The sequence below is a fragment of the Streptomyces ipomoeae 91-03 genome (assembly GCF_000317595.1).
Lineage (GTDB): Bacteria > Actinomycetota > Actinomycetes > Streptomycetales > Streptomycetaceae > Streptomyces > Streptomyces ipomoeae.
In genome coordinates this window covers 1-20,931 of record NZ_AEJC01000470.1, presented here as the reverse complement: position 1 = coordinate 20,931, position 20,931 = coordinate 1, and the positions used below count along the sequence as shown (strand labels likewise).

Genomic DNA, 20,931 nt, shown 5'->3' with positions numbered 1-20,931 from the left:
GCCTCCCGGCACTCTCCCCCCGAGACCGCCGGCTCGACGGCGGACCGCCCGTCGTACCCGGGAGCCAGGCGGTGCGCCCGGGGCGCGGGGCCTACGCGCCGGGTGCCGCGAGGGTGATGGTGCTGGTGAACGCCGTCCGGCCGTTCTGCTCGGCCCGGACGGACACGATCCTGACCGCCGGATCGGCCGACTCGTGCTCCTCCGCCTCGATCACGCAGGGGGCGTCGAACTCCACGTACCGCCCGAAGGAGTTCTCGGCCGCGATCGCCGTGCTGCCGGGGGCGATCAGGCGCGTGGCCTGCCGGGCGGCCTCCAGCAGCACCATGCCGGGGATGTGGTCGTTGGGGTGCTCGAAGAGGATGGGGTGACGCTGGTCGGCCCGGAGCGGCCAGCGGCGCGGGGCGTCACCGGGGGAGAGTACGACGTCCGGGGCGTACCGACGGTCGACCAGCGCGGGCGCGACCGGCTCGGTCAGCGGCGCCTCCGGTGCCGGCGTCAGCCGCTCGCCGCGGATCCGTCTGTAGACCTCCGGCCGGAGCATGGAGGCCTTCGCCACGCCCGAGCCCACCGGCCGGCCGTCGCGCAGGATGTCGACGTTGAAGTCCACGGCGGCCAACTGCCCGCCCTTGCGGCGGATGTTCGAGCAGGTGACGGTCAGGGACAGCTCGGCCGGCGCCCCGAGGACCATCAACTGCGCCGGGTCGCAGCTGTAGTCGAGACCGTTCAGAATGAAGTGACTGTTCAGCGGAACGCCGAACTCGGCGTGCGACACCAGCGTTCCGACCTGGCGAATGGTTTCCGCAACCAGCGTCGAGTCGTAGTACAGCCCGCACGGGGATGTGAAGTAGCTGTGGGCGCGCGGCCACTGGGCGGAGACGATGAAGCTGGTCTCGTCCAGGGGCAGCCATCCGGTGAGCAGGACCTCGGCCACGGCGGCGCGGTGGACGTACTCCTTGGGCACCGTGGTGGTGAACCGCGGGCGCTGCGGTTGTGACGGGATGACGGCGTTCAAGTAGGAGCCGTAGAGCTGGTAAGGCGCCGGAAGCGGGGCTTCCAGTTCCACGTCGTTCGAGAGCAGCGATACGGACATGTCCCCCCCAAAAGGATGTTCGTTCCCCTGTCGGTAGCCGCTACAATACAGGTCGCCCGGTTTTTTTGTACTGGGTATCGGAGACGACTTGATAAGTTGTCGTACCGGCCGTTCCGACCAGCTCCGGCCGCGGCGGCCTGACTACAGCAACGGGAGTAACCGCATGGCACAACAGGCTCGAGCAGTGGAGACGAGGCGGCTCATCCTGCAGGGCGCGGCGATGGTCTTCGACGAGCTGGGTTACGACGCGGCGTCGATCAAGGAGATCCTGTCCAGGGTGTCCGTGACCAAGGGCGCCCTGTACTTCCACTTCCCCTCCAAGGAGGATCTGGCGCGCGGCGTCCTGCAGGAGCAGACGCTCCACGTGCACGTGTCACCTCAGGCGACCAAGCTGCAGGAGGTCGTGGACCTCACCATGAACGTCGCTCACGCGCTGCCGAACGACGCGATGCTGCGCGCCGGGAGCCGCCTGGCGATGGAGCGCGGGTCCGTCGACTTCGCGGCGCACAGCCCCTATCTGGCCTGGGCGAAGGTGTGCGAGGAGCTGCTGGAGCAGGCCAAGCGGGACGGTGAGGTGCTGCCGCACGTCGACTGTCGCGCGACGGCGGAGCTGATCGTCGGGTCCTTCACCGGAATCCAGGCGTTTTCCCAGGTCAGCTCAGGTCTGCTGGATCTGGAGGAGCGTGTGTCGGTGATGTGGAAGCACATCCTGCCGTCCGTCGCCGTCCCCGCCGCGCTGGCCCGGCTGGACACCGGCCCCGACCGGGGTACGCGACTTCACAAGGCCGCCGCGGCCCAGGGGGCGGCCGTCACCCAGGAGTCCGCCGCCGGCTGACCGGGGCGGTTCCCCCAGGTCGCCCTCGTCGGTCGGGCGAGCCCTGCCGGCTCGCCCGGACCACCTAGTTACCCGTCCTGCCTCCGACACCGATGGGCGACGGCCGCCGCGGGACGGGGAGCGTCGGCGTCGCCCGCCCGTGGGGGCGGAAGCGATCGAGCTGCTCGGCGGGCACGAGCGCGGGCAGCAGCGCACTCCACACCCCGGCGACGGTCTTCGTGGTCAGCCAGCCCCGGTCCTGACGGGAGAGCATCTCGACGCCGGCGGTGGTCGCGGTCAGCAGACGCACGGCGTGTCCCAGGTCGAGGCCGGGCAGCAGTTCCCCCCGGCGATCGGCCCTGGCGAGCAGGTGCGCCGTGGCCCGCCGCCAGCTCTGGTACGGGCTCGGGTACGGGTCCTCGCCGGGCCGGCGGTCGTCGCAGAGCCGCAGGCCGGCCCGGAACACCACGTCGTGCCGGATCCGGTGGGCCAGGCCGTGGGTCATGTCGATCAGCATCTGCAGCATCGGGCCGTCCGGCGCCCTGGCCGCCCGGAGGATGCCCCGCCAGTCCGCCCCCGACCGCGCCGCGACGGCCTCGGCCAGCTTCTCCTTCGAGCTGAAGTGGAAGTACAGGGCCCCTTTGGAGACCTTTGCCGTCTCCGCGATGTCGCCCAGGCTGGTCGCCGTGAAGCCGGTCGTGTCGAAGCACACGGCCGCAGCCCGGACGATCACCTCATGGGTGCGTTCGGCTCGTTCCTGGCGTGGCATGGCTTCTCCTTCGTGACGGCGATCCGGCCGGCAATCGGCATCCTATCAAACCGGCCATGCGGTATGTTCCTCTCTGTCAGGTCGACCCGGGGCGAGGTAAAGCGATGTGACAAGGTATAGAAAACCAACCGTCCGGTATCGTATGGTCGACGTGTTCGGCCCCGAGGGTGACGCCACCTACGGGGGGTGTCAGCGATGCCGACCGAGGAGAAGGAGGGGGAGCCATGGAAGGCGTGGAGAGGGATTCCCTGGCGCAGACATGGGGCGACGTCGCAGACGACTTCGTCACCGAGTTCTGCCGGCGGATGCTCGCCTCGTTCAAACGGCGCGACCAGCGGACCAGAGGTGAGTGGTACGTCTCCGGGTTGCTGTCCGTGCCGGGACGCAAGTCCATGCGCGCCCTGGCCGCCGTGGCCGACCACGGCGCCGCCGAGCAGAGCCTGCACCACTTCATCAGCGACTCCTCCTGGGCCTGGGGCCCCGTACGGCAGGCGCTCGCCCGTCACCTGGACCGGGTGCTGCTGCCGCAGGCATGGGTGATCGACTCGATGGCGATCCCCAAGGCCGGAGCGCACTCCGTCGGGGTCGAGGAATCCTTCCGCTCCGACCTCGGCCGCGCCGTCAACAGCCAGCAGGCTTACGGCGTCTCCCTGGCCAACGAGCAGCTGAGCGCGCCGGTCAACTGGAGCCTCAACCTGCCGCCCGAGTGGCTGGAGAACGAGGAGCGGCGCAGACGGGCCCGGATACCGGACGACGTCACGGTCATGAGCGTGGAAGCGGCCGTCGTGCACACGGTGGCCGAACTCGCCGACGCGGCCTGGGGCCTGCGCCGTCGGCCGGTGGTCCTGGACGCCCGCACCCTGGACTCCCTCGCCCTGGTCGAGCACTTCACACGCAGGGGCATTCCGTTCGTCATGCGCGTCGGCGGAGCGATGCGCATGGTCGGCTTCGATCCCGGTCACCCCGGTTCCGGGGAGCGGCTGTTCCAGGCGCAGCAACTGGTCGAGCGGGCGAAGAAGCTGTCCAAGCCCGTCTGCTGGATCGACCCGGAGTACTCGATCACCCGATCCGTCCTGGTGAGCGGTACGAGGGTGACCATGTCGACCGTCCGCAGGCCGGGCCTTCGGCCGCTGTCCGACCGGGCACTGACGCTCGTCGGCGGTTGGCCGATGCACAAGGGCCGGACGGCGGAGCTCTGGCTGTCCAATCTGGTGGACGTGCCACCGGCCGCGCTGCTGCGCCTCGGGCGGTTGACCCGGCGGGTGAGCAAGGACTTCACCGAGATCAGCACACGGGTGGGCATGCGGGACTTCGAAGGGCGCTCCTACGCGGGCTGGCACCGCCATGTGACGCTCTGCTCCGTGGCCCACGCGATCCTCGTGCTCTCCTCGGCACGCCACCAGCGCTACGGCGCCGCGAAGGAGCTGTCAGCGTGAGCCGGCGGGCTCGGCCTCCCGGGCCGCCCGCCGGAGCAGTTCGGCGCGGGCCGCCCCGCGCAGCGCCGCGACCGGCACGTCGGTCAGGTCGGTCAGCAGCTCGGTCTGCCGCACCGTCTGATGCAGCAGCATGGACAGGCCGTCGACCACCGTGCTGCCGACGAAGCCCGCCGCCTTGGCGAGCCGGGTCGGAAAGGCCGAGCACACCGCGTCGAGGACGGCGGCCCCGGAGCGGGCGACGGTCGAGGCGAGGGTGTCGGCCGCTCCGGCGGGCAGGGTGGAGACCACCACCGCGACGCCCCGGAGCAACCGGTCCAACTCGTCGAAGCGACGCACGTCGACCGAGACGCCGAGCCGGCCCGCCGCCGCCTCGACCTCCATGGCCCGGCTGCGCTCCCGGACCACGACGATCGGCTCCCTGACGCCGAGCTCCCGCAGGGCGGCCAGCGCGGAGCAGGCCGTGGCCCTGCCGCCCAGCACCACGGCGGATCCGGGTGCCTCGAGTCCCGCCTGCCGGAGCGCGGTCGTGATGCCGTGCACGCCGGTGTGGTCGCCGAAACTGCGGCCGTGCCGAAAGACCACCGTGTCCGCCCCGCCCACATCCAGGGCGAGGTCCGAGACCTCGTCGACCAGCGGCAGAACGGCTCGCCCGAGCGGCATGGCCAGGCAGAGCCCGGCCCAGTCGCCGCCGAGCGAGTCGAACAGCCCGGGCAGCCCGGGTTCGTCGCACTCGAACGCCTCGTACTTCCAGTCCAGTCCCATGGCCGCGTAGGCGGCCCGGTGCAGCGTGGGCCACAGCGAGTCGCCGACCGGCGATCCGAGGACGGCCACACGGCTGCCGCTGTCGTCGCGGGCCGTCGTGCGACCCGCCGCGGGTTTCTGATCTGCACGCATGGATCGGGAACGCTCCTTCCGCGTCGGGGGGCGATTCCGGATATCGGAACAGCTTAGAAGCCGGATTGTCCGGACGTTGCGCCGAGGTGACATAGATCCGCGGTCAATTCGGCACATGCGAATCGGCGTCGGCCCTCCCGCCCGGCAAGGTGATGAAATCGCGGCCGACTGTTTGCCGCCGCACCGGCCGTCGCGAAAGAGTCGATTTCCGCGAGGCCCGCCCATCGGTCCCCCGTATGCCGGCCCATCGCTTCCCCGTACGCCCCGCTCATCAGTTCCCCGTATGCCAGCCCATCAGTTCTCCCGTACGCCGGCCCATTCCGAATTGGAGTTGTGATCGTGACCAACGTCGCCGTCATCTACTACTCGTCCACCGGACACGTGCACAAGCTGGCCGACGCGGCCGCCGTGGCCGCCGAGAAGGCCGGAGCCGAGGTGCGTCTGCGCAAGGTCGCCGAGACGGCTTCCGAGGCCGCGATCGCCACCTCCCCGGAGTGGGCCGAACACGTCGCCACCACCGGCGGCATCACCGAGGCGACCGTCGAGGACCTCGACTGGGCCGACGTCATCCTGTTCGGCACGCCCACCCGCTTCGGTCTGCCAGCCGCCCAGCTCAAGCAGTTCATCGACAGCACCGGCGACCTCTGGTACGAGGGCAAGCTGGTGAACAAGGTGGTCTCCTCGTTCACGTCGAGCTCCACCTCGCACGGCGGCCAGGAGAGCACGCTGCTGGCGCTCAACAACACCTTCTACCACTGGGGCGCGATCATCGTCGCCCCCGGCTACGCGGACCCGATCCAGTACGCGACCAGCAACGGCAACCCGTACGGCACCAGCCACGTCTCCCACGACACCATCGCCCCGGGCGAGGAGAAGCTGAGCGCGATCGAGTTCCAGGCCCGCCGCGCGGTCGAGATCGCCACGGCCCTCAAGGCCGGTCTTCAGGCCGCCTGATCCGACGCCGCCGTGAGCGCGGGGAATCCGGGACAGCCCGCCTTCCCGCGCTCGCCCCGGCCGCCGCCGAGGAATCCGCCGCCGACGAATCCGGCGCCGAACCCGGAAATCCCGCGGCCGAGCCCGTCAAAGGACCAAGTAATCCGATGCATCGTCGACCGTTCCGGCCCGCCGGTGGTAGTTCGACCGAATTCCGGGGCCGCGGCGTCCATTCCCTCAGCACAGGAGGAACCTGATGACCGCACGATTCGCCGGAAAGGTCGCCCTGGTCACCGCGGGCGGATCCGGCATCGGCCGGGCCGCCGCGCTCGCTTTCGCCCGCGAGGGGGCCACGGTGATGGTCTCCGGGCGGGAACCCCGTGATCTGCGGGAGACCGTGGCCCTGATCGAGAAGGAGGGCGGTGTCGCCGACGCCATGCCGGCGGACGTGACCCATGGCATGGATGTGATCCGCCTGGTCAAGACGGTGCACGAGCGCCACGGCGGCCTCCACATCGCGTTCAACAACGCCGGTTACACGGGCCGGCCCAGCCCGCTCGCCGAGATCTGCGAGGCCGTCTGGACCGACATCCTGTCGACCAACCTGACCGCCGTCTGGCTGCTCATGAAGCACGAGATCGCCCATATGCGGCAGAACGGCGGCGGGGTCATCATCAACACCTCGGCCAATGTCGCCGTCCACGGCCGGGTGCCCGGCCTCGGCGCCTTCGCGGCGTCCAAGGCGGCGCTGAGCATGATGACCCGGACCGCCGCGCGCGAGTACATCCGTGAGGGCATCCGCATCAACGCGATCAGCCCTGGCGCGGTCGCGACAGACCAGGCGCAGCCCTCGGACCAGGCGCACTACTTGGGCGGGTCCACCGCCGAGGGGGACGCGGCCGAGACGCCGGTCGGGCGGATGGCCACCACCGAGGAGATCGCGGCCACCGTGCTCTGGCTGGCCGGCAAGGAGTCCAGTTTCGTCGTCGGCCACGACCTGGTCCTCGACGGCGGCGCCACCGTCTGAGGCCGGGCTCCGACAAGGAGCCCGAGCCGTCGACGACGGAACGGCGACCGGACGGCCCGGACCCGAACGGCGACCGGACGGCCGGGACCCGATCCGAGACCGGCCCCCGGACTTGAACCGCGACCGGACGGCCCGAAGCTGAACCGCGATCGGACGACCCGAAGCTGAATGGCGACCGGACGACCCGGACCCGAACGGCCCGGACCCGAACCACGACCGGACGGCCCGGACCCGAACCACGACCCAACGACCCGGAGAGGCAGCGGGAGTCGAGATGGCGAAGATACTCGTCGCGGGTGGCGGCATAGGCGGGCTGGCGACCGCACTGAGCCTCGCCCGGCGGAACCATCGGGTACTGGTGCTGGAGAGCCGCGACAGCTTCACCGAGCTGGGCGCGGGCATCCAGCTGGCGCCCAACGCGTTCCGGGCGCTCGACCGGCTAGGGGTGGGCGACGCCGTCCGGGACCGGGCCGTCCACGTCGACGAGCTCTGCTTCATGGACGGGACCACCGGGGAGCGGGTCGTCGGCATGCCGCTCGACGGCGAGTACCGCCGCCGCTTCGGCCACCCCTACGCGGTGGTCCACCGGGTCGACCTGTACGCGCCGCTGCTGGCGGCCTGCCGGGCCTCGGCCGCCGTCGAACTGCGCACCGGCGCCCAGGTGGAGCGCTACACGCAGGACGACTCGGGTGTGACCGCACACCTCACCTCCGGCGAACAGGTGCACGGCGCGGCGCTGATCGGAGCCGACGGAATCCACTCCGCCGTACGCGGACAACTCGTCGGGGACGGCCACCCCCGGGTGTCCGGGCACACCATCTACCGCTCGGTGATCCCGATGGAACGGGTGCCGGAGGAACTGCGCTGGAACACGGTGACCCTGTGGGCCGGGCCCAACTGGCACTTCGTCCACTACCCCATCGGCAACGGCGGGTTCCTCAACCTGGCCGCCACCCGCGACGACGGCGCGGCGGAGGCGGTGACCGGCGTCCCGGTGCCGAAGGACCGGGTGCTCGCGGAGTTCCCGCGGCTGAGCAGGACCCCCCGACAGCTGCTCGAACTGGGCGAGGACTGGCGTACCTGGGTCCTCTGCGACCGCGACCCGGTACGGAACTGGACCGACCGACGGGTGGTCCTCGTCGGCGACGCGGCCCACCCCATGCTGCAGTACGCGGCCCAGGGCGCCTGTCAGGCCCTGGAGGACGCGGTGGTCCTCGGCGAACTGATCGGCGCCGACGAGACGGAGTTCGAGCAGCGCTTCGAGAAGTTCGCCGCCGAGCGGCGCGAGCGCACCGCCGCCGCCCAGCTGGTCGCCCGCGAGATGGGCAGCCGGCTCTTCCACCCGGCCGGTGAGGCGGCCCGGCGGCGCAATGCCATGCTGTCCGCGCTGTCCCCGCAGGACCTGTGCGACCGGGTCGAGTGGCTGCACGGCGCCGACCCCGGCACCCGCGGACGGCCTTGACCCCGGCACCCGCGGACGGCCTTGACCCCGGCACCCGCGAACGGCCTCGACCTCGGCACCGGCGGACGGCCCTGACCCCGGCGAGGCCGAAGCCCTCTCGCCCTCTTCGCCCTTTCCTTCCTTTCCCACATTGACCTGAGGGGGATTTCCACCCATGGACATCATCAGCTGGAACGGCACCGAACCGGAGAATCCGCTGGTGCCCGGCGACGCGACCGAACGCGACAGCGTGAAGATCGTGAACGCCCTGTTCACCGGCCTGGTCGAATACGACCCGAACACCGCCGAACCCCGCACGGCGGTGGCGAAGTCGATCGACTCGGCCGACTCCCGCGTCTACCGGATCACCCTGCACCCGGGATGGACGTTCCACGACGGGACTCCGGTGACCGCCGAGAGTTTCGTCGACGCCTGGAACTACACCACCTACGGCCCGAACAGACTGCAGGGCGCCGAGTACCTGTCCCACATCCAGGGTTACGAAGCGACCCAGAGCGGATCGACGGACAAGCTGTCGGGTCTGAAGGTGATCGACGACAGCACCTTCGAGGTGACGCTGTCGGCACCGTTCTCGGCCTTCGTGACCCAGCTCGGTTACGCGGCGTTCTTCCCCCTTCCCCGCGCCTTCTTCTCCGACCGCGAGGCGTTCGAAGCACATCCGATCGGCAACGGGCCGTTCAGCTTCGAGTCGCACACCCCCGGCGAGAACATCGTGCTCAGGCGCTACGACGCCTACGCCGGGGCCCGCAAGCCGCATGTGGCCGGCGTGGAATTCCGGTTCTACCGGATGCTCGAGGACGCCTACGCGGACGTCGTGGCGAACAAGCTCGACTACCTCGACTTCGTCCCGGCGGACGCGCTCGACGGCGGCCGGTACAAGCAGGATCTGGCCGGGCGCTATGTGTCCAAGCCGTACATGGGCGTGCAGTCGATCTCGTTCCCCCTGTACGACCCGCGGTTCAGCGATCCGCGACTGCGGCAGGCGATCTCGATGGCCATCGACCGGCAGTACGTGATCGACAAGGCGTTCGACGGCGACAAGATGCTGCCGGACGGGCTGGTGCCGCCGATCGTGCCCGGGTACGGCGGTGACGCCAGCGGGGACCTGTGCACCTATCAACCGGAGAAGGCGAGGGCGCTGTTCGAAGCCACCGGTTTCCAGGGCCCGATCGAGTTGACCTCCAACGACGACTCGGCCAACCAGGTGTGGATCGACGCGGCCTGCCACACGATCACCGCGGCCCTGGGCGTCGAGGCCAAGTATGTGCCGGTCCCGACCTTCGGTGAGTTCCGCAAGCTGATCAACGAGCAGAAGATGACGACCATCTTCCGTTCCGGCTGGGTCGCGGACTACCCGTCGATCGAGAACTTCCTCAACCCGATCTTCCGCACGGGCGCGGCGGTCAACGGCTCCGGCTACTCCAACCCGGAGGTGGACGCGCTGCTGGCCAAGGCGGACGCGGCACCCACGGAGAAGGAGGGCTGGGAGCTCTACCAGCAGGCGGAGAAGCTGATCCTCGAGGACATGCCCGCGATTCCGCTGTGGTACCAGAAGGTGGAGTCGGGCTGGTCGACCCGGACGAAGAACGTCACGGTCACCCCGCTGCTGCAACTGGACCTGTTCGACGTGACGCTCGACTGAGAGCTCGGGGGCCCGGGTCGGTCGGCGGCTGCGGGGGATGCGTGGGCGCGACCAGCCACAACCAACCCGCAGCCGCCCCACGACCTCACCTCCCGAGCTCTCTCGCGACCAACAACGCCAGCACCGCCGCCACCACCGGTACGCCGAACCCGGGCACGGCAGAGCCCTCCACCACCCAGCCGCCCACCGCAGAGCCGACCGCTATACCGCCGAGCAGGCCCGTGACGGCCCACGTCATCCCCTCGTTCAGCTGCCCCTCCGGCGTGCGCTGCTGGACGAGCGACATCGCCGTGACCATCGTGGGGGCGGTGGCCATGCCGGCGAGCAGGAGGGCCGGGGCCAGAAGGAAGAGCGAGTCGGCAGTGGAGGCGGCCGACCACGGGAGCGTCATCAGCGCCGCCATCCCCGCCAGACAACGACGGACGCGGTGTTCCGCCGGGCCCGTCACTCTCAGGGCCCCGTACGCCAGTCCCGCCACGCACGACCCCGCCGCCTGAAGACCCAGGAGCACACCCGCCGCCGAGGGGTGGCCCTGGGCGTCCGTGTGGGCGATCGTCACGACCTCCAGGGAGCCGAACACCGCGCCCGTCGCCAGGAAGACGGCCAGAAGGGCCGGGAAGCCGGGGGCGCGGACGGGAGACCTCGCGGTGCTACGGCCGGTGGGGGGCGGTTCCGTCTCACGCTGGGCGGCGAAGATCAGTACGCCCGTCATACAGACCAGACCGCCCATCAGGGTCCCGGCCTCCGGGAACAGGGTCGTGCAGAGGAACGCGGCCAGCACCGGGCCGAGCATGAAGCAGAGCTCGTCCACCGCCTGTTCGAAGGAGTTCGCGGTGTGCAGGGCCGAGGGGTCGTCCTTCAGGAGGTGGGCCCAGCGGGCTCTGGACATGCCGCCGGTGTTCGGTGCCGTGGCTGTGGCCGCGTAGGAGGCGAACAGGGCCCAGACGGGAGCGCCCCAGTGGACGCAGGCGACCAGGGCGAGACCGCCGAGCAGGGCCAGGGCCATGGCCGGGACCGCCACCTTGGACTGGCCGTGGCGGTCCACCATGCGGGCGGTCCAGGGGGCCACCAGGGCGGTTGCCGCCAGGCCGGTCGCGACCACCGCGCCGGCCAGGGCGTAGGAGTCGTAGGCGTCAACGATCATCAGGATCGCGCTCACGCTGAACATGCCCATGGGGAGCCGAGCGAGGATGCCTCCGGCGGTGAAGCGGATGGTGCCGGGCGGGGTGAACAGGTGGCGGTAGGGAGCGCCTGGTGGCTCGGGGGTACGGGACGTACGGCGACCGCGGGTGAATCGTGGTTTCTCGCGCCCACGCGGCGGAGCCGCGTATGTCACAGCCCCGCGCCCCTTACGGGGCGCTGCCCCTGAGCGGCCACGAGCGTTGAAGTCGGCTGCCACCAGGGTGTCCGCCGTCACTGTGAGCAGGGGAGGGTGGGCTCTCGGGCGATGGTTGCGGCATGCGTCCACCGTCGCCCGGCGCAAGATCAACCGTCCAACACTTACTCCGTGGTGATTCACGCGTCCCGGTTGTAAGTTCGCCGGATGTCCGCCGTCCCCGACACCATCGAACCCCGGCTGCTCCGCTCCTTTCTCGCCGTCGCCGAAGAGCTGCACTTCACTCGGGCCGCCGCTCGGCTCTACGTGGCCCAGCAGGCGCTCAGTCGGGACATCCGGCGGCTGGAGCGGGAGTTGGGGGCGGAGCTGTTCGTACGGACGACTCGGCGGGTGACGCTCACGGCGGACGGGGAGCGGCTGCTGCCCTACGCCCGGCGGGTGCTGGCGGCGCAGGACGAGTTGGTCGCCGCGTTTCGGGAGGCGCGCCCGCTGCTCGTGGATCTCAACTCGCCGGGACTGGCCACCGGGCGGCGGGTGCTGCACCGGGCCCGTGAACTCGCCCCGGAGCAGGAGCTGATGGCGCGGTACGAGAGCGGGCTGACGTATGCCGCCGCGGAGATGCTCGCCGGACGGCTCGACGTGTCGTTCGGGAGGTTCGCCGGGCTCGACCCGGCGGTGCGGGCGGGGCTGGAACAGCAGCCGGTGCGGTACGAGCCGATGGCGTTGATCCTGCCCGAGGGGCACCGGCTGGCCGCGCTGGACGCCGTACCGCTGGCGGAACTCGCGGGTGAGCGCGTGTACGCGGGGGCCGGGAATCCCCGTACGCCGGAGTGGACGGAGCTGGCGGGGCTGCTGTTCGCGGGGCGGGGGATCGAGGTCGCGCCGCCGGTGCCGCTGGCCGTGGGGCCGGAGGAGTTCGAGCGGCTGATGGCCAAGACGGGGTACCCCGTGCTCGCCGTGGTGGACCTTCCGCCCCTGCCGCACACCGTGTCGCGGCCGATCGTCGACCCCGTGCCGCTGTCACCCGTGTCGCTGGTGTGGCGCAAGGGGCTCGTGCATCCCGGGCTCGATGCCCTGCGGCGGGCCGCCGTCGAGCTGGCGCGGGCGGAAGTATGGCTTTCATATCCGGCGGACGGGTGGATTCCGGTCATGGATGCACTCATCATGATGAGTTTCGCCTGACAACGCATCATCACACATTCACCGAACGTTTCCATGAGCACACAGGTGCGTGTGATGCGTGGGGCGCCCCGGATCGGGTGGGGGCCTGATCCCGTAAGCAGGAGAAGTGCGAAGGCCCGGCATCGAACACGCACCCAGACTGTCCCGTGGGGGGAAGCGCGTGCACGTGGAGAACTGGCCGGATGACACCCAGAACAACCGGCCGAACAAGCAGAACGGGCTGGACGGGTGGGATGGATGGGATGGGCTCGACGGGCTCAGCCTGCCCAAGCAGCCGACGCGGTCGAACGCCGGCGACAGCGCGGGTCGGCCCGGCAGCGGTGAGGGTGCGGCTCGGTCGCGTACCGGTGACCGGGCTGCCCGGCCGGGCGGCGCCGACGAGGTGCTCTGGCCCGACGCCGCCGGCCGAACGGGGTCCGTGCCCCGGCAGCCGACGTCCGGGGAGCAGGCCCGCAGCGCGCCGTACACCCAGAGCGCGGCCATCGTCCCCCCGGCGCCCTGGGAGCAGCCCGACGAGCCCGGACACAACCACGATCCGCACGAGGTGACCGTCCAACTCGACGGCGCCGGGCGGGAGTTGGCGGACGGGGCGGCCGGTGCCGCGAAGGGCGCCACCGGCACCCAGGAGTCCGACGGGCCCGTCTTCGTGGACGAGTCGGGGCGGCGGCGGAACCGGTACCGGCGACTCGGTATCGCCGTCGGGACCGCCTGCGCGGCGTACGCGGCGGTGATCGCCGGCACGCTGCTGTCGGGCAACTCGGACGCGCCCTGGCTGCCGGTGCCGATGCAGAAGAACGACAAGCCGGCGAGCGAGGTGGACACGTCACCACTGCCCGCCGAGTCGGCGGACTCGGGCGACGACGTGGACGACACGGCGGAAGGACGCGTGCCCAGCGGTGGCGCCGGGCCGGTCCGTACGGGGGCGTCGTCCTCGCCGGACGACCGGTCCTCGGATGGGTCCGCGCGCGGCGGTGGCGGCGAGAAGCCGGAGGCGTCCGCCAGTGCCAAGCCCTCGAAGGGGCCCGGTGCCGGCCCCGCGCCGAACCCGCAGCCGAGCGTGAGTGCGAAGGACCCGGAGGCCTCGCCCTCCACGTCGCCATCGCCGGGCGGCGGCGACCCCAGCCCCTCGGCCCCGACCTCGCCCCCGCCCTCCGAGTCCAGCGCGCCCGCGCCCGCCCCGGGCTCCGGCGGCACGGACACCGTCGCCGACGGACCGGCGAGCCCGGCGCCGGTCGAGCCCGCCTCCACGTCCTCCGACGCCCCGTCGAACCCGCAGGACTCGGGTCCGCAGAACCCGGGGAGCCCCGCCTGATGTCCCGCTCCGAGCGCGGCGGCACGTCCTCACGTGCCGCCGAGCGTCGTACGCAGATGCGAAGCCGTACCCGTACGCGGGTCCGGCTGCCGCTTCGGCACATCCTTCCCTGCGTCTTCCTCCTCGCGCTGATGGCGATGCTGATGCTGCGCGGATACGTGCACAGCGAGATCCTCGCGGACCACCGGGTCGGGCCGCCCGTGTCGAACGACCGGGTGCCGAAGGAGATCCTCGAAGGCGGGCCGGTGATCGACACCCGTCCGGGACGCCAGACCAGTCTTGAGGTCCCCGACCGGGAGCTGATCCTCACCTTCGACGACGGGCCGGACCCGACCTGGACCCCCAAGGTCCTCGACGTCCTGAGGAAGCACGACGCGCACGCCGTCTTCTTCATCACCGGCACCATGGCCTCACGCCATCCGGACCTGGTCCAGCGCATGGTCGACGAGGGCCACGAGATCGGGCTGCACACCTTCAACCACCCCGACCTCTCCCTCCAGTCCAAGGCCCGCATCGACTGGGAGCTGTCCCAGAACCAGCTCGCGCTCGCGGGCGCCGCCGGCATCCGCACCTCGCTCTTCCGGCCGCCGTACTCCTCGTTCTCCGAGCGCATGGACAACCGGACCTGGCCGGTGACGCGGTACATCGGCAGCCGCGGCTACATCACCGTCGTCAGCGACACCGACAGCCAGGACTGGAGCAGGCCCGGCGTCGACGAGATCATCCGCCGGGCCACGCCCGAGGAGGGCGAGGGCGCGATCGTGCTCATGCACGACTCCGGCGGCGACCGCTCGCAGACCGTCGCCGCGCTCGACCGGTACATCCGCGGGCTGAAGGACAAGGGCTACGCGTTCGACACGCTGACCGAGGCCCTCGACGCGCCCAGCGCGCACACCCCGGTCACGGGCGTCGGCCTGTGGAAGGGCAGGGCCTGGGTGGCGCTCGTGCAGGCCTCCGAGAAGACGACCGGCATCCTCGTCGTCGCCCTCGCGGTCGTCGGCGCCCTCGTCCTCGCCCGCTTCGGTCTGATGCTGATCCTCTCGGTCACCCACGCCCGCCGCGTCCGGCGCCGCGACTTCCGCTGGGGGCCGGACGGCCCGGTCACCGAACCGGTCTCCGTCCTCGTGCCCGCGTACAACGAGGCCAAGTGCATCGAGAAGACGGTCCGTTCGCTGGTGGCCGGCGACCACCCCATCGAGGTGCTGGTCATCGACGACGGCTCCAGCGACGGCACCGCCGGCATCGTCGAGGAGCTCAGCCGCGAACTGGCCGCCGACCCCGCCGTACGCCATGACGTACGCGTCGTACGGCAGGTGAACGCGGGCAAGCCGGCCGCTCTCAACCGGGGCATCGCGAACGCCCGGCACGACCTGATCGTCATGATGGACGGCGACACGGTCTTCGAACCGTCCACCGTCCGCGAACTCGTCCAGCCGTTCGCCGACCCGCGCGTCGGCGCGGTGGCGGGCAACGCCAAGGTCGGCAACCGGGACACCCTCATCGGCGCCTGGCAGCACATCGAGTACGTGATGGGCTTCAACCTCGACCGCCGGATGTACGACGTCCTGCGCTGCATGCCCACGATCCCGGGCGCGGTCGGCGCGTTCCGGCGGGAGGCGCTCGACCGCGTCGGCGGCATGAGCGAGGACACCCTCGCCGAGGACACCGACATCACCATGGCCCTGCACCGCGACGGCTGGCACGTCGTCTACGCCGAGAAGGCCCGCGCCTGGACCGAGGCCCCCGAGTCCGTACAGCAGCTGTGGTCCCAGCGCTACCGCTGGTCGTACGGCACCATGCAGGCCATCTGGAAGCACCGGAAAGCGGTCTTCGAGCGCGGGCCTTCGGGCCGCTACGGGCGGGTGGGCCTGCCCCTGGTCTCCCTGTTCATGGTGGTGGCCCCGCTGCTCGCGCCGCTCTTCGACGTGTTCCTCGTCTACGGGCTCGTCTTCGGCCCGACCGAGAAGACGATCGGCGCCTGGCTGGGCATCCTCGCCGTCCAGGCGGTGTGCGCGGCGTACGCGTTCCACCTGGACAAGGAGCGCCTGACGCACCTGATCTCACTGCCGCTCCAGCAGCTTCTCTACCGGCAGTTGATGTACGTCGTCCTGTTGCAGTCGTGGATCACGGCGCTGACCGGCGGTCGGCTGCGGTGGCAGAAGCTGCGACGGACGGGCGCGGTGGGGCTGCCCGCCGCTGAGCCGCAGCAGAGGGAAGGGAGCCCGGTCGCATGAGCACGCTCACCCAGGGCTCGGACTCGGGCTCGGACTCCTCTCCGCAGACACCGCCGGCCGAAGTCACCGAGTCCGCCGCACGCACCCGAGCCCCCGCCCGGGACCGTTACTTCGACCTCCTCCGCGCCCTCGCCCTCTTCCGTGTGGTGCTGTACCACCTCACCGGCTGGGCCTGGCTGCCGCTGCTCTTCCCCTCCATGGGCGTGATGTTCGCGCTCGCCGGCAACCTGATGGCCCGCTCGCTGAAGCGCCCCCCGTCGCAGGTGATCAAGGGCCGGATGCGCCGCCTGCTGCCGCCGGTGTGGCTGCTGGGAGCGGTGGGCGTCACGGGCATGGTGGCGCAGGGCTGGGGCCCGGACGCCGAGGGGCATCCGGCCTGGTGGTGGTTCCACCTCACCTTCTGGATCCTCCCGATCAGCGACCCGCCGTACGCGGAGGGCCTGCCCGGAGTCCACGGCTTCATCGGCGCCGACTGGGCCGTGGAACTGGCCGGACCCCTCTGGTACGTCCGCGCCTATCTCTGGTACGTCGTCCTCTCCCCGCTTCTGCTGCGCGCGCTGCGCGCCCGGCCGGTGGTGACGGTCCTCGCGCCGATCGCCCTGTCGGCGGCGTTCGAGTTCGGGTATCTGGACTTCCTGCCGGGGGAGCGGTTCGCGTCGGGGCTGACGGACTTCAGCACGTTCGGGGCCTGCTGGATCCTCGGGATGGCCCATCAGGAGGGGCTGCTGCGGCGCCTGCCGCGATACATCGTCCCCTCCATCGCTCCGGCCATCGCCCTGGCCGGCCTCTGGTACGCCGTGCACCACGACTTCGGTGCCGGCAACGACCTGGACAGCATGCCGTTCGCCCAGGCGCTCTGGTCCTTCGCGACGGTCCTGCTGCTGCTCCACATCAGCCCGTCCTGGTCGGAGTGGCCGCGGAGGCTGCGCCGCTGGGACGGACTGATCACCCTGCTCAACTCCCGTGCGGTGACGATCTATCTCTGGCACAACACATGCATCCTCGTCGCCGCGACCCAGTGGGACCGTCTGTGGAACATCGACGTGATGTGGCGTCACTTCTCCTGGCTGCTGGAGAGCCCGTGGCCGGTGCTGGCCGTGACATGGGCTCTGATCGCCGTCTGCGTCGTCGCCTTCGGCTGGGCGGAGGATCTGGCGGCGCGTCGGAGGCCGAGGTTGTGGCCGAGCGGTGCGAAGGGTGCGGGGGCCGCGCGAAGGCCGTGACCTGCCCGGGAGCGGGTGCGCGGTCGGTCATGTACTGACCGCGTAACCAAGTGGGATACGCACTTGCGTACGAGTGAGGCGGTGGTGGATGTTGGGCAGGGCCGAGGCAGGATTCCGCGTGTTCGCGTCCTTTCCCTTTCTCTCCCTTCCTTTCCCTGCCTTGCCGACGCGACCCGAGGAGTGACCCCGCCCATGACCCAGCCCCCCGGCCAGCCGCCGTACGACGGTTACGGAGCCCAGCAGCCGCCTCAGCCGCAGCAGCCGTACCCCGGGCAGTACCCGCCCCCGCCGGCACCGGGTCAGGCCCCCGGCCAGCCGGCGCAGCCGGGCTACGGGGGTCAGCCGGGTCAGCCGGGTTACGGCGGCCAGCCCGGTCAGCCCGGTCAGCAGCCGAACCCGTACGCGACGGGGCCGCAGCAGCCGTACGGGGCGGGTGGGCAGCCGCCGTACGGGGCGCCGGGCGCACCGGGAGCCCCCGGCATGCCCGACTACGGGGCCCAGTACGGGGGTTACCCGCCCCCGCCCTCCGGCGGAAGCAACGGCGGCAAGATAGCCCTGATCGTCGTGGCCGCCGTGGCGGCGCTCGCGGTGCTCGGCGGTGGCATCTTCCTCCTCACCAGCGGTGGGGACGACGAAGCCGTGGCCAAGCCCGGGCAGAGCGTGTCTGCGCAGGCGAGCGAGATCGAGAGCGAGAGCCCGACCGAGGAGCCCACCGACGACGCCACCACGACACCGGACGGCGGCTCGATCGGCGGCACGGACGACGACTCGACCGGCACGCCGCCGGCCAAGGGCGTCGAGGGCCAGTGGCAGGACGACGAAGCCCGCACCCTGACGATCCGTGAGGAGGAACTCTCCGGCGGCGAGGACGGCCAGCACGCCCTCTCCTACATCGACCTGGTCGGCGGCAAGGGCATCCTCAGCGGCGTGGGCGCCTACCGCGACGAGAACTCGTTCCGCATGGCCCTGCGCCCCCTCGCCTCCCCCGACGTCGCCGACGAGGACATCATCTACGGCACCGCCCGCCGCGACGGCGACGACGTGGTCATCACCTGGGACGACGGCGGCACCGACACCCTCAGCTATGTGGGCAAGGCATCGAGCTGACGCCCGCGCTCACAGCGGAGTGCCGCCGAAGGCGATCTCGTTGCCGTCCGGGTCCTGATACGTGACCTTGCGTACGCCGTTCGCGTAGGTCTCGCGACTCGTGGGCTTCAGGCCCCGGGAGGTGATCCCGGCGATGCGGGCGTCCAGATCATCGACGAACACGGTGTGCAGGGCGTGGCCGCCGTGTCCCGGCCGGTGCTCGACGTACACATACCGGTGTTCCGCCAGCTCCCACACGGCCTCGGTGTCGTTCGGAATGAATGTCGGCGGAGAGCCGAACAGCCGCTCGTACCAGGCGAGCGCCGCAGCGTGGTCGTTGACGGGGATGCCCGCGAAGAGGTCGACAGCCATGACGTCATGTTAGGTGCGGTGACTCCTACAAGCTCTGAGGCCGCGGGGTGCTTCGGCGGCCTGATCCGAGAACTGCCGCATCGCCACCGCCGCCAGGACGCCTGGTCAGGTTGTTGTGCCGCGGCACAGGCCGGGGCGGTTCTCGGTCACGCCGGTGTTGGCGAGCCAGGTGTTGGCCGTGCCGGCGGTTCCGCCACCGACGGTGTCGTCGTGGCAGTCGTGCTCAGCGTTGTTCCTGAGCGTGTTCGAGAGAATGCGGTTGCCCGCGTTGCCGCCGGCGTCGATGCGGATGCCGTCTCTCGGATTGTCGGTGGCGGAGTTCGCCGAGATGACGGAGTCGGTGAGCGAGTTGGGGCCCACGTTGATGCCGTCGCTGTCTGTGGAGTTCGTGATCCTGTTGGCGCTGATCCTCAGGTCGGTGCTCGGCCCTCCGCCGAAAATGGTGCTGGTCCGCACACCGCGGGCGCTTCCGCTGATCTTGTTGGAGAGGATCTCCAGTCCGGTGTTGTCGTTGCCGACAAAGATCGCGGAGCCGGTGTTGTTCCGCACGGTGTTCGACCGCACTCTGGTGCCGTTGGAATTGAAGACAGCCAGCAGCGACCCGTCCTGCCGGGATGTGTTCCCGTCGATGCCGACGTTGCTGACGGCTCCCGGCGCCAGCCCGGTCAGCACGATCGCGGAGGAGTCGTTCCGGTAGAAGGTGTTCTGCCGGATGTTGGCGTTGCGCAGGCCCTGGTCGGAGTAGACGCCATTCCCGCCGGCGGCTCCCGGTCGGTTGTTCTGGCGGATGCAGTTCTGGTCGATCGAGGATGAAGTCGTGCCGTCGGAATTGAAGTAGACGCCCTGCACGTTGTTCTGCACCACGTTCTGGAGGATCTGGTGGCCGGAGAACGTGGCACCGGTGAAAATGCCCGAACCGAGCGTGTTGTTCTGGACCGTGAACCGCATGAACCGAATGCCGTTCGCGAGCAGGTTGACGACACCACCCGCGGCATTGCCGGCCTGGATGATCGCGTCAGTGTTCGGGTTGGGTGCCGTGGGCTGTGTGCACGCACTCGGGGAGCGCGGCCCGACCAGGGTCAGGTTCGGCTTGTCCGCGGTGACGACTTCGTTGTACGTCCCGGGGCAGACCTTGATCGTCGATCCCGCCGTCGCGGCGTTGACGGCCGCCTGAATGGATGTGAATTTCGCGCCCGGGCATTGCGCCCCGTCGTCATCGACGACGAGTGTGCTCTGAGCCGCGTGGCTGGGCAGCGCGGAGAATGCCACAGCGGCTGCCGCGCACGCCGACACAAACACCTGTCTCTTCATGTCCTTCTCCTTCGTTCGCCAGGCAGACCGGTGACCGCCGCTGCCTCGATCAGCAGCCGCTGGGCCAACGCATGGATGACACCCGGAGAGTCCGGATCACCGATCTTCCTTGACTTTCAGCGCCGGAAACCGCACCGGCAACTCTCCGTGCGCCATCCGGACTCCGAGCACGTCACCGGTGCGCGGCCTCTCTGACGCCGGACCACGGAGCAGCACACCGCCGATATTCGCTTGCGCACCCTCGTCGCGCGGGTCAACGTCGGCTGACACCCGACGAAGGCAGAGAAGATGACCACGCGGACCCACCACGTCGACCACGAACTCATCCAGGCCGCGGCTCATGTCGCTCACACTCGCTGCCGGGGCGACAACCACACGATGGCAGCCGCAGCCCGTGCCCGGGACGGCCGGATCGTCACCGCGGTGAACGCCTACCACTTCACGGGAGGCCCCTGCGCCGAGCTGGTTCTCATCGGCGCGGCGGCCACCCAGGGCGCCTACGAGCTGGACACCATCGTCGCCGTGGGCGACCGCGGCCGAGGGGTTGTCCCTCCGTGCGGCCGGTGCCGTCAGGTCCTTCTCGACTACTTCCCCGCCCTCAAGGTCATCGTCGGCGACGGCGACCGCACCCGAACCGTCCCCATCACCGACTTGCTGCCCGAAAGCTACGTCTGGGCCGACCACCAACTCGAGGCCGGGCAAACCGCACCACTCAGCACGGGCTGACACCGCCGGCCGACAGCAGGGCGAACAACTGGGCCTCGGCGTCAAGGAATTCGCAGCCCCGGCCCCGGTGGGCCGTTCGCTC

At 70.6% G+C, this 20,931-nt stretch carries 19 protein-coding genes; 12 read left to right on the top strand and 7 right to left on the bottom strand.

The genetic code is table 11. The features are described from left to right. Window positions 1-91 precede the first annotated feature (91 nt). Window positions 92-1,090 carry a ScbA/BarX family gamma-butyrolactone biosynthesis protein gene (locus STRIP9103_RS30765; protein WP_009326925.1) on the bottom strand — a complete coding sequence of 333 codons (999 nt, stop codon included), beginning with the start codon at window positions 1,088-1,090 and terminating at the stop codon, window positions 92-94. Between the two features lie 163 nt (window positions 1,091-1,253). On the opposite strand from STRIP9103_RS30765, the gene STRIP9103_RS30760 reads away from it, so the two are divergent. Further along, a complete protein-coding gene (locus STRIP9103_RS30760; RefSeq protein ID WP_009326931.1) occupies window positions 1,254-1,925 on the top strand; it encodes a ScbR family autoregulator-binding transcription factor in 672 nt (223 codons plus the stop codon). Window positions 1,926-1,989: 64 nt separating this feature from the next. Here STRIP9103_RS30760 and STRIP9103_RS30755 read toward each other — a convergent pair whose 3' ends face one another. Then, window positions 1,990-2,673, bottom strand: coding sequence for a ScbR family autoregulator-binding transcription factor (locus tag STRIP9103_RS30755; protein ID WP_009326938.1), 684 nt, complete (start codon window positions 2,671-2,673; stop codon window positions 1,990-1,992). Window positions 2,674-2,897: 224 nt separating this feature from the next. Between STRIP9103_RS30755 and STRIP9103_RS30750 the strand changes: the two genes are divergently transcribed. Beyond that, window positions 2,898-4,109, top strand: a complete 1,212-nt coding sequence (locus STRIP9103_RS30750) for an IS701 family transposase (RefSeq protein ID WP_009326941.1) — start codon at window positions 2,898-2,900, stop codon at window positions 4,107-4,109. Here the strand turns inward: STRIP9103_RS30750 and STRIP9103_RS30745 are convergent. Continuing rightward, window positions 4,101-5,003 carry a shikimate dehydrogenase gene (locus STRIP9103_RS30745; protein ID WP_009326942.1) on the bottom strand — a complete coding sequence of 301 codons (903 nt, stop codon included), beginning with the start codon at window positions 5,001-5,003 and terminating at the stop codon, window positions 4,101-4,103. The two genes, STRIP9103_RS30750 and STRIP9103_RS30745, sit on opposite strands and share 9 nt — an antisense overlap. 339 nt (window positions 5,004-5,342) lie before the next feature. Here STRIP9103_RS30745 and wrbA point away from each other — a divergent pair, with 339 nt between their 5' ends. The 4 genes from wrbA to STRIP9103_RS30725 all read left to right on the top strand — a co-directional run bounded on the left by wrbA (window position 5,343) and on the right by STRIP9103_RS30725 (window position 10,067). Beyond that, the gene (gene wrbA, locus STRIP9103_RS30740) at window positions 5,343-5,957 is read left to right on the top strand and encodes an NAD(P)H:quinone oxidoreductase (RefSeq protein ID WP_048821300.1); all 615 of its coding nucleotides are present in this window, start codon (window positions 5,343-5,345) and stop codon (window positions 5,955-5,957) included. A 235-nt stretch (window positions 5,958-6,192) separates the two neighbouring features. Then, window positions 6,193-6,963, top strand: a complete 771-nt coding sequence (locus STRIP9103_RS30735; RefSeq protein ID WP_009326934.1) for an SDR family NAD(P)-dependent oxidoreductase — start codon at window positions 6,193-6,195, stop codon at window positions 6,961-6,963. 274 nt (window positions 6,964-7,237) lie between these two features. Beyond that, window positions 7,238-8,425, top strand: a complete 1,188-nt coding sequence (locus STRIP9103_RS30730; RefSeq protein ID WP_009326930.1) for a 3-hydroxybenzoate 6-monooxygenase — start codon at window positions 7,238-7,240, stop codon at window positions 8,423-8,425. Between the two features lie 154 nt (window positions 8,426-8,579). Next, window positions 8,580-10,067 (top strand): peptide ABC transporter substrate-binding protein, encoded by a 1,488-nt coding sequence (locus STRIP9103_RS30725; protein WP_009326932.1) that lies wholly within the window; start codon window positions 8,580-8,582, stop codon window positions 10,065-10,067. An 85-nt stretch (window positions 10,068-10,152) separates the two neighbouring features. Here the strand turns inward: STRIP9103_RS30725 and STRIP9103_RS30720 are convergent, their stop codons facing one another. Continuing rightward, the gene (locus STRIP9103_RS30720; protein WP_009326933.1) at window positions 10,153-11,403 is read right to left on the bottom strand and encodes an MFS transporter; all 1,251 of its coding nucleotides are present in this window, start codon (window positions 11,401-11,403) and stop codon (window positions 10,153-10,155) included. Between the two features lie 207 nt (window positions 11,404-11,610). Here STRIP9103_RS30720 and STRIP9103_RS30715 point away from each other — a divergent pair, with 207 nt between their 5' ends. The 5 genes from STRIP9103_RS30715 (at window position 11,611) to STRIP9103_RS53210 (ending at window position 18,461) form a co-directional block, all read left to right on the top strand. Beyond that, window positions 11,611-12,585 (top strand): LysR family transcriptional regulator, encoded by a 975-nt coding sequence (locus tag STRIP9103_RS30715; protein WP_009326937.1) that lies wholly within the window; start codon window positions 11,611-11,613, stop codon window positions 12,583-12,585. A gap of 166 nt (window positions 12,586-12,751) precedes the next feature. Further along, window positions 12,752-13,897 carry a hypothetical protein gene (locus STRIP9103_RS30710; RefSeq protein WP_234022344.1) on the top strand — a complete coding sequence of 382 codons (1,146 nt, stop codon included), beginning with the start codon at window positions 12,752-12,754 and terminating at the stop codon, window positions 13,895-13,897. Between the two features lie 56 nt (window positions 13,898-13,953). Then, on the top strand, window positions 13,954-16,131 hold the full coding sequence (locus tag STRIP9103_RS30705) for a glycosyltransferase (RefSeq protein WP_048821298.1): 2,178 nt from the start codon (window positions 13,954-13,956) through the stop codon (window positions 16,129-16,131). Beyond that, window positions 16,128-17,354: an acyltransferase family protein gene (locus tag STRIP9103_RS30700; RefSeq protein WP_009326939.1), complete on the top strand. Its 1,227-nt coding sequence runs from the start codon at window positions 16,128-16,130 to the stop codon at window positions 17,352-17,354. Before STRIP9103_RS30705 ends, STRIP9103_RS30700 begins: the two co-directional genes overlap by 4 nt. 192 nt (window positions 17,355-17,546) lie before the next feature. After that, window positions 17,547-18,461 carry a hypothetical protein gene (locus STRIP9103_RS53210; RefSeq protein ID WP_009326927.1) on the top strand — a complete coding sequence of 305 codons (915 nt, stop codon included), beginning with the start codon at window positions 17,547-17,549 and terminating at the stop codon, window positions 18,459-18,461. A 9-nt stretch (window positions 18,462-18,470) separates the two neighbouring features. Here the strand turns inward: STRIP9103_RS53210 and STRIP9103_RS30690 are convergent, their stop codons facing one another. The 3 genes from STRIP9103_RS30690 to STRIP9103_RS50860 all read right to left on the bottom strand — a co-directional run bounded on the left by STRIP9103_RS30690 (window position 18,471) and on the right by STRIP9103_RS50860 (window position 20,465). Then, window positions 18,471-18,812: a VOC family protein gene (locus STRIP9103_RS30690; protein WP_009326936.1), complete on the bottom strand. Its 342-nt coding sequence runs from the start codon at window positions 18,810-18,812 to the stop codon at window positions 18,471-18,473. A 105-nt stretch (window positions 18,813-18,917) separates the two neighbouring features. Next, window positions 18,918-20,123, bottom strand: a complete 1,206-nt coding sequence (locus tag STRIP9103_RS30685; RefSeq protein WP_009326929.1) for a right-handed parallel beta-helix repeat-containing protein — start codon at window positions 20,121-20,123, stop codon at window positions 18,918-18,920. A 96-nt stretch (window positions 20,124-20,219) separates the two neighbouring features. Then, a complete protein-coding gene (locus tag STRIP9103_RS50860; protein WP_199790595.1) occupies window positions 20,220-20,465 on the bottom strand; it encodes a hypothetical protein in 246 nt (81 codons plus the stop codon). Here STRIP9103_RS50860 and STRIP9103_RS30680 point away from each other — a divergent pair. Then, window positions 20,412-20,849 (top strand): cytidine deaminase family protein, encoded by a 438-nt coding sequence (locus STRIP9103_RS30680; protein WP_009326940.1) that lies wholly within the window; start codon window positions 20,412-20,414, stop codon window positions 20,847-20,849. The genes STRIP9103_RS50860 and STRIP9103_RS30680 overlap by 54 nt on opposite strands. The last annotated feature ends 82 nt before the right edge of the window (window positions 20,850-20,931 follow it).

Excerpts from the sequence above, each read along its gene's own strand:
- STRIP9103_RS30725 (WP_009326932.1), top strand. The coding sequence starts at position 8,580 with ATGGACATCATCAGCTGGAACGGCACCGAACCGGAGAATCCGCTGGTG.
- STRIP9103_RS30705 (WP_048821298.1), top strand. The coding sequence starts at position 13,954 with ATGCGAAGCCGTACCCGTACGCGGGTCCGGCTGCCGCTTCGGCACATC.
- STRIP9103_RS30685 (WP_009326929.1), bottom strand. The coding sequence starts at position 20,123 with ATGAAGAGACAGGTGTTTGTGTCGGCGTGCGCGGCAGCCGCTGTGGCA.
- STRIP9103_RS30680 (WP_009326940.1), top strand. The coding sequence starts at position 20,412 with ATGACCACGCGGACCCACCACGTCGACCACGAACTCATCCAGGCCGCG.
- STRIP9103_RS30750 (WP_009326941.1), top strand. The coding sequence starts at position 2,898 with ATGGAAGGCGTGGAGAGGGATTCCCTGGCGCAGACATGGGGCGACGTC.
- STRIP9103_RS30735 (WP_009326934.1), top strand. The coding sequence starts at position 6,193 with ATGACCGCACGATTCGCCGGAAAGGTCGCCCTGGTCACCGCGGGCGGA.
- STRIP9103_RS30755 (WP_009326938.1), bottom strand. The coding sequence starts at position 2,673 with ATGCCACGCCAGGAACGAGCCGAACGCACCCATGAGGTGATCGTCCGG.
- STRIP9103_RS30715 (WP_009326937.1), top strand. The coding sequence starts at position 11,611 with ATGTCCGCCGTCCCCGACACCATCGAACCCCGGCTGCTCCGCTCCTTT.
- STRIP9103_RS30730 (WP_009326930.1), top strand. The coding sequence starts at position 7,238 with ATGGCGAAGATACTCGTCGCGGGTGGCGGCATAGGCGGGCTGGCGACC.
- STRIP9103_RS50860 (WP_199790595.1), bottom strand. The coding sequence starts at position 20,465 with ATGAGCCGCGGCCTGGATGAGTTCGTGGTCGACGTGGTGGGTCCGCGT.
- STRIP9103_RS30745 (WP_009326942.1), bottom strand. The coding sequence starts at position 5,003 with ATGCGTGCAGATCAGAAACCCGCGGCGGGTCGCACGACGGCCCGCGAC.
- STRIP9103_RS30690 (WP_009326936.1), bottom strand. The coding sequence starts at position 18,812 with ATGGCTGTCGACCTCTTCGCGGGCATCCCCGTCAACGACCACGCTGCG.
- STRIP9103_RS30760 (WP_009326931.1), top strand. The coding sequence starts at position 1,254 with ATGGCACAACAGGCTCGAGCAGTGGAGACGAGGCGGCTCATCCTGCAG.
- STRIP9103_RS53210 (WP_009326927.1), top strand. The coding sequence starts at position 17,547 with ATGACCCAGCCCCCCGGCCAGCCGCCGTACGACGGTTACGGAGCCCAG.
- STRIP9103_RS30765 (WP_009326925.1), bottom strand. The coding sequence starts at position 1,090 with ATGTCCGTATCGCTGCTCTCGAACGACGTGGAACTGGAAGCCCCGCTT.
- STRIP9103_RS30700 (WP_009326939.1), top strand. The coding sequence starts at position 16,128 with ATGAGCACGCTCACCCAGGGCTCGGACTCGGGCTCGGACTCCTCTCCG.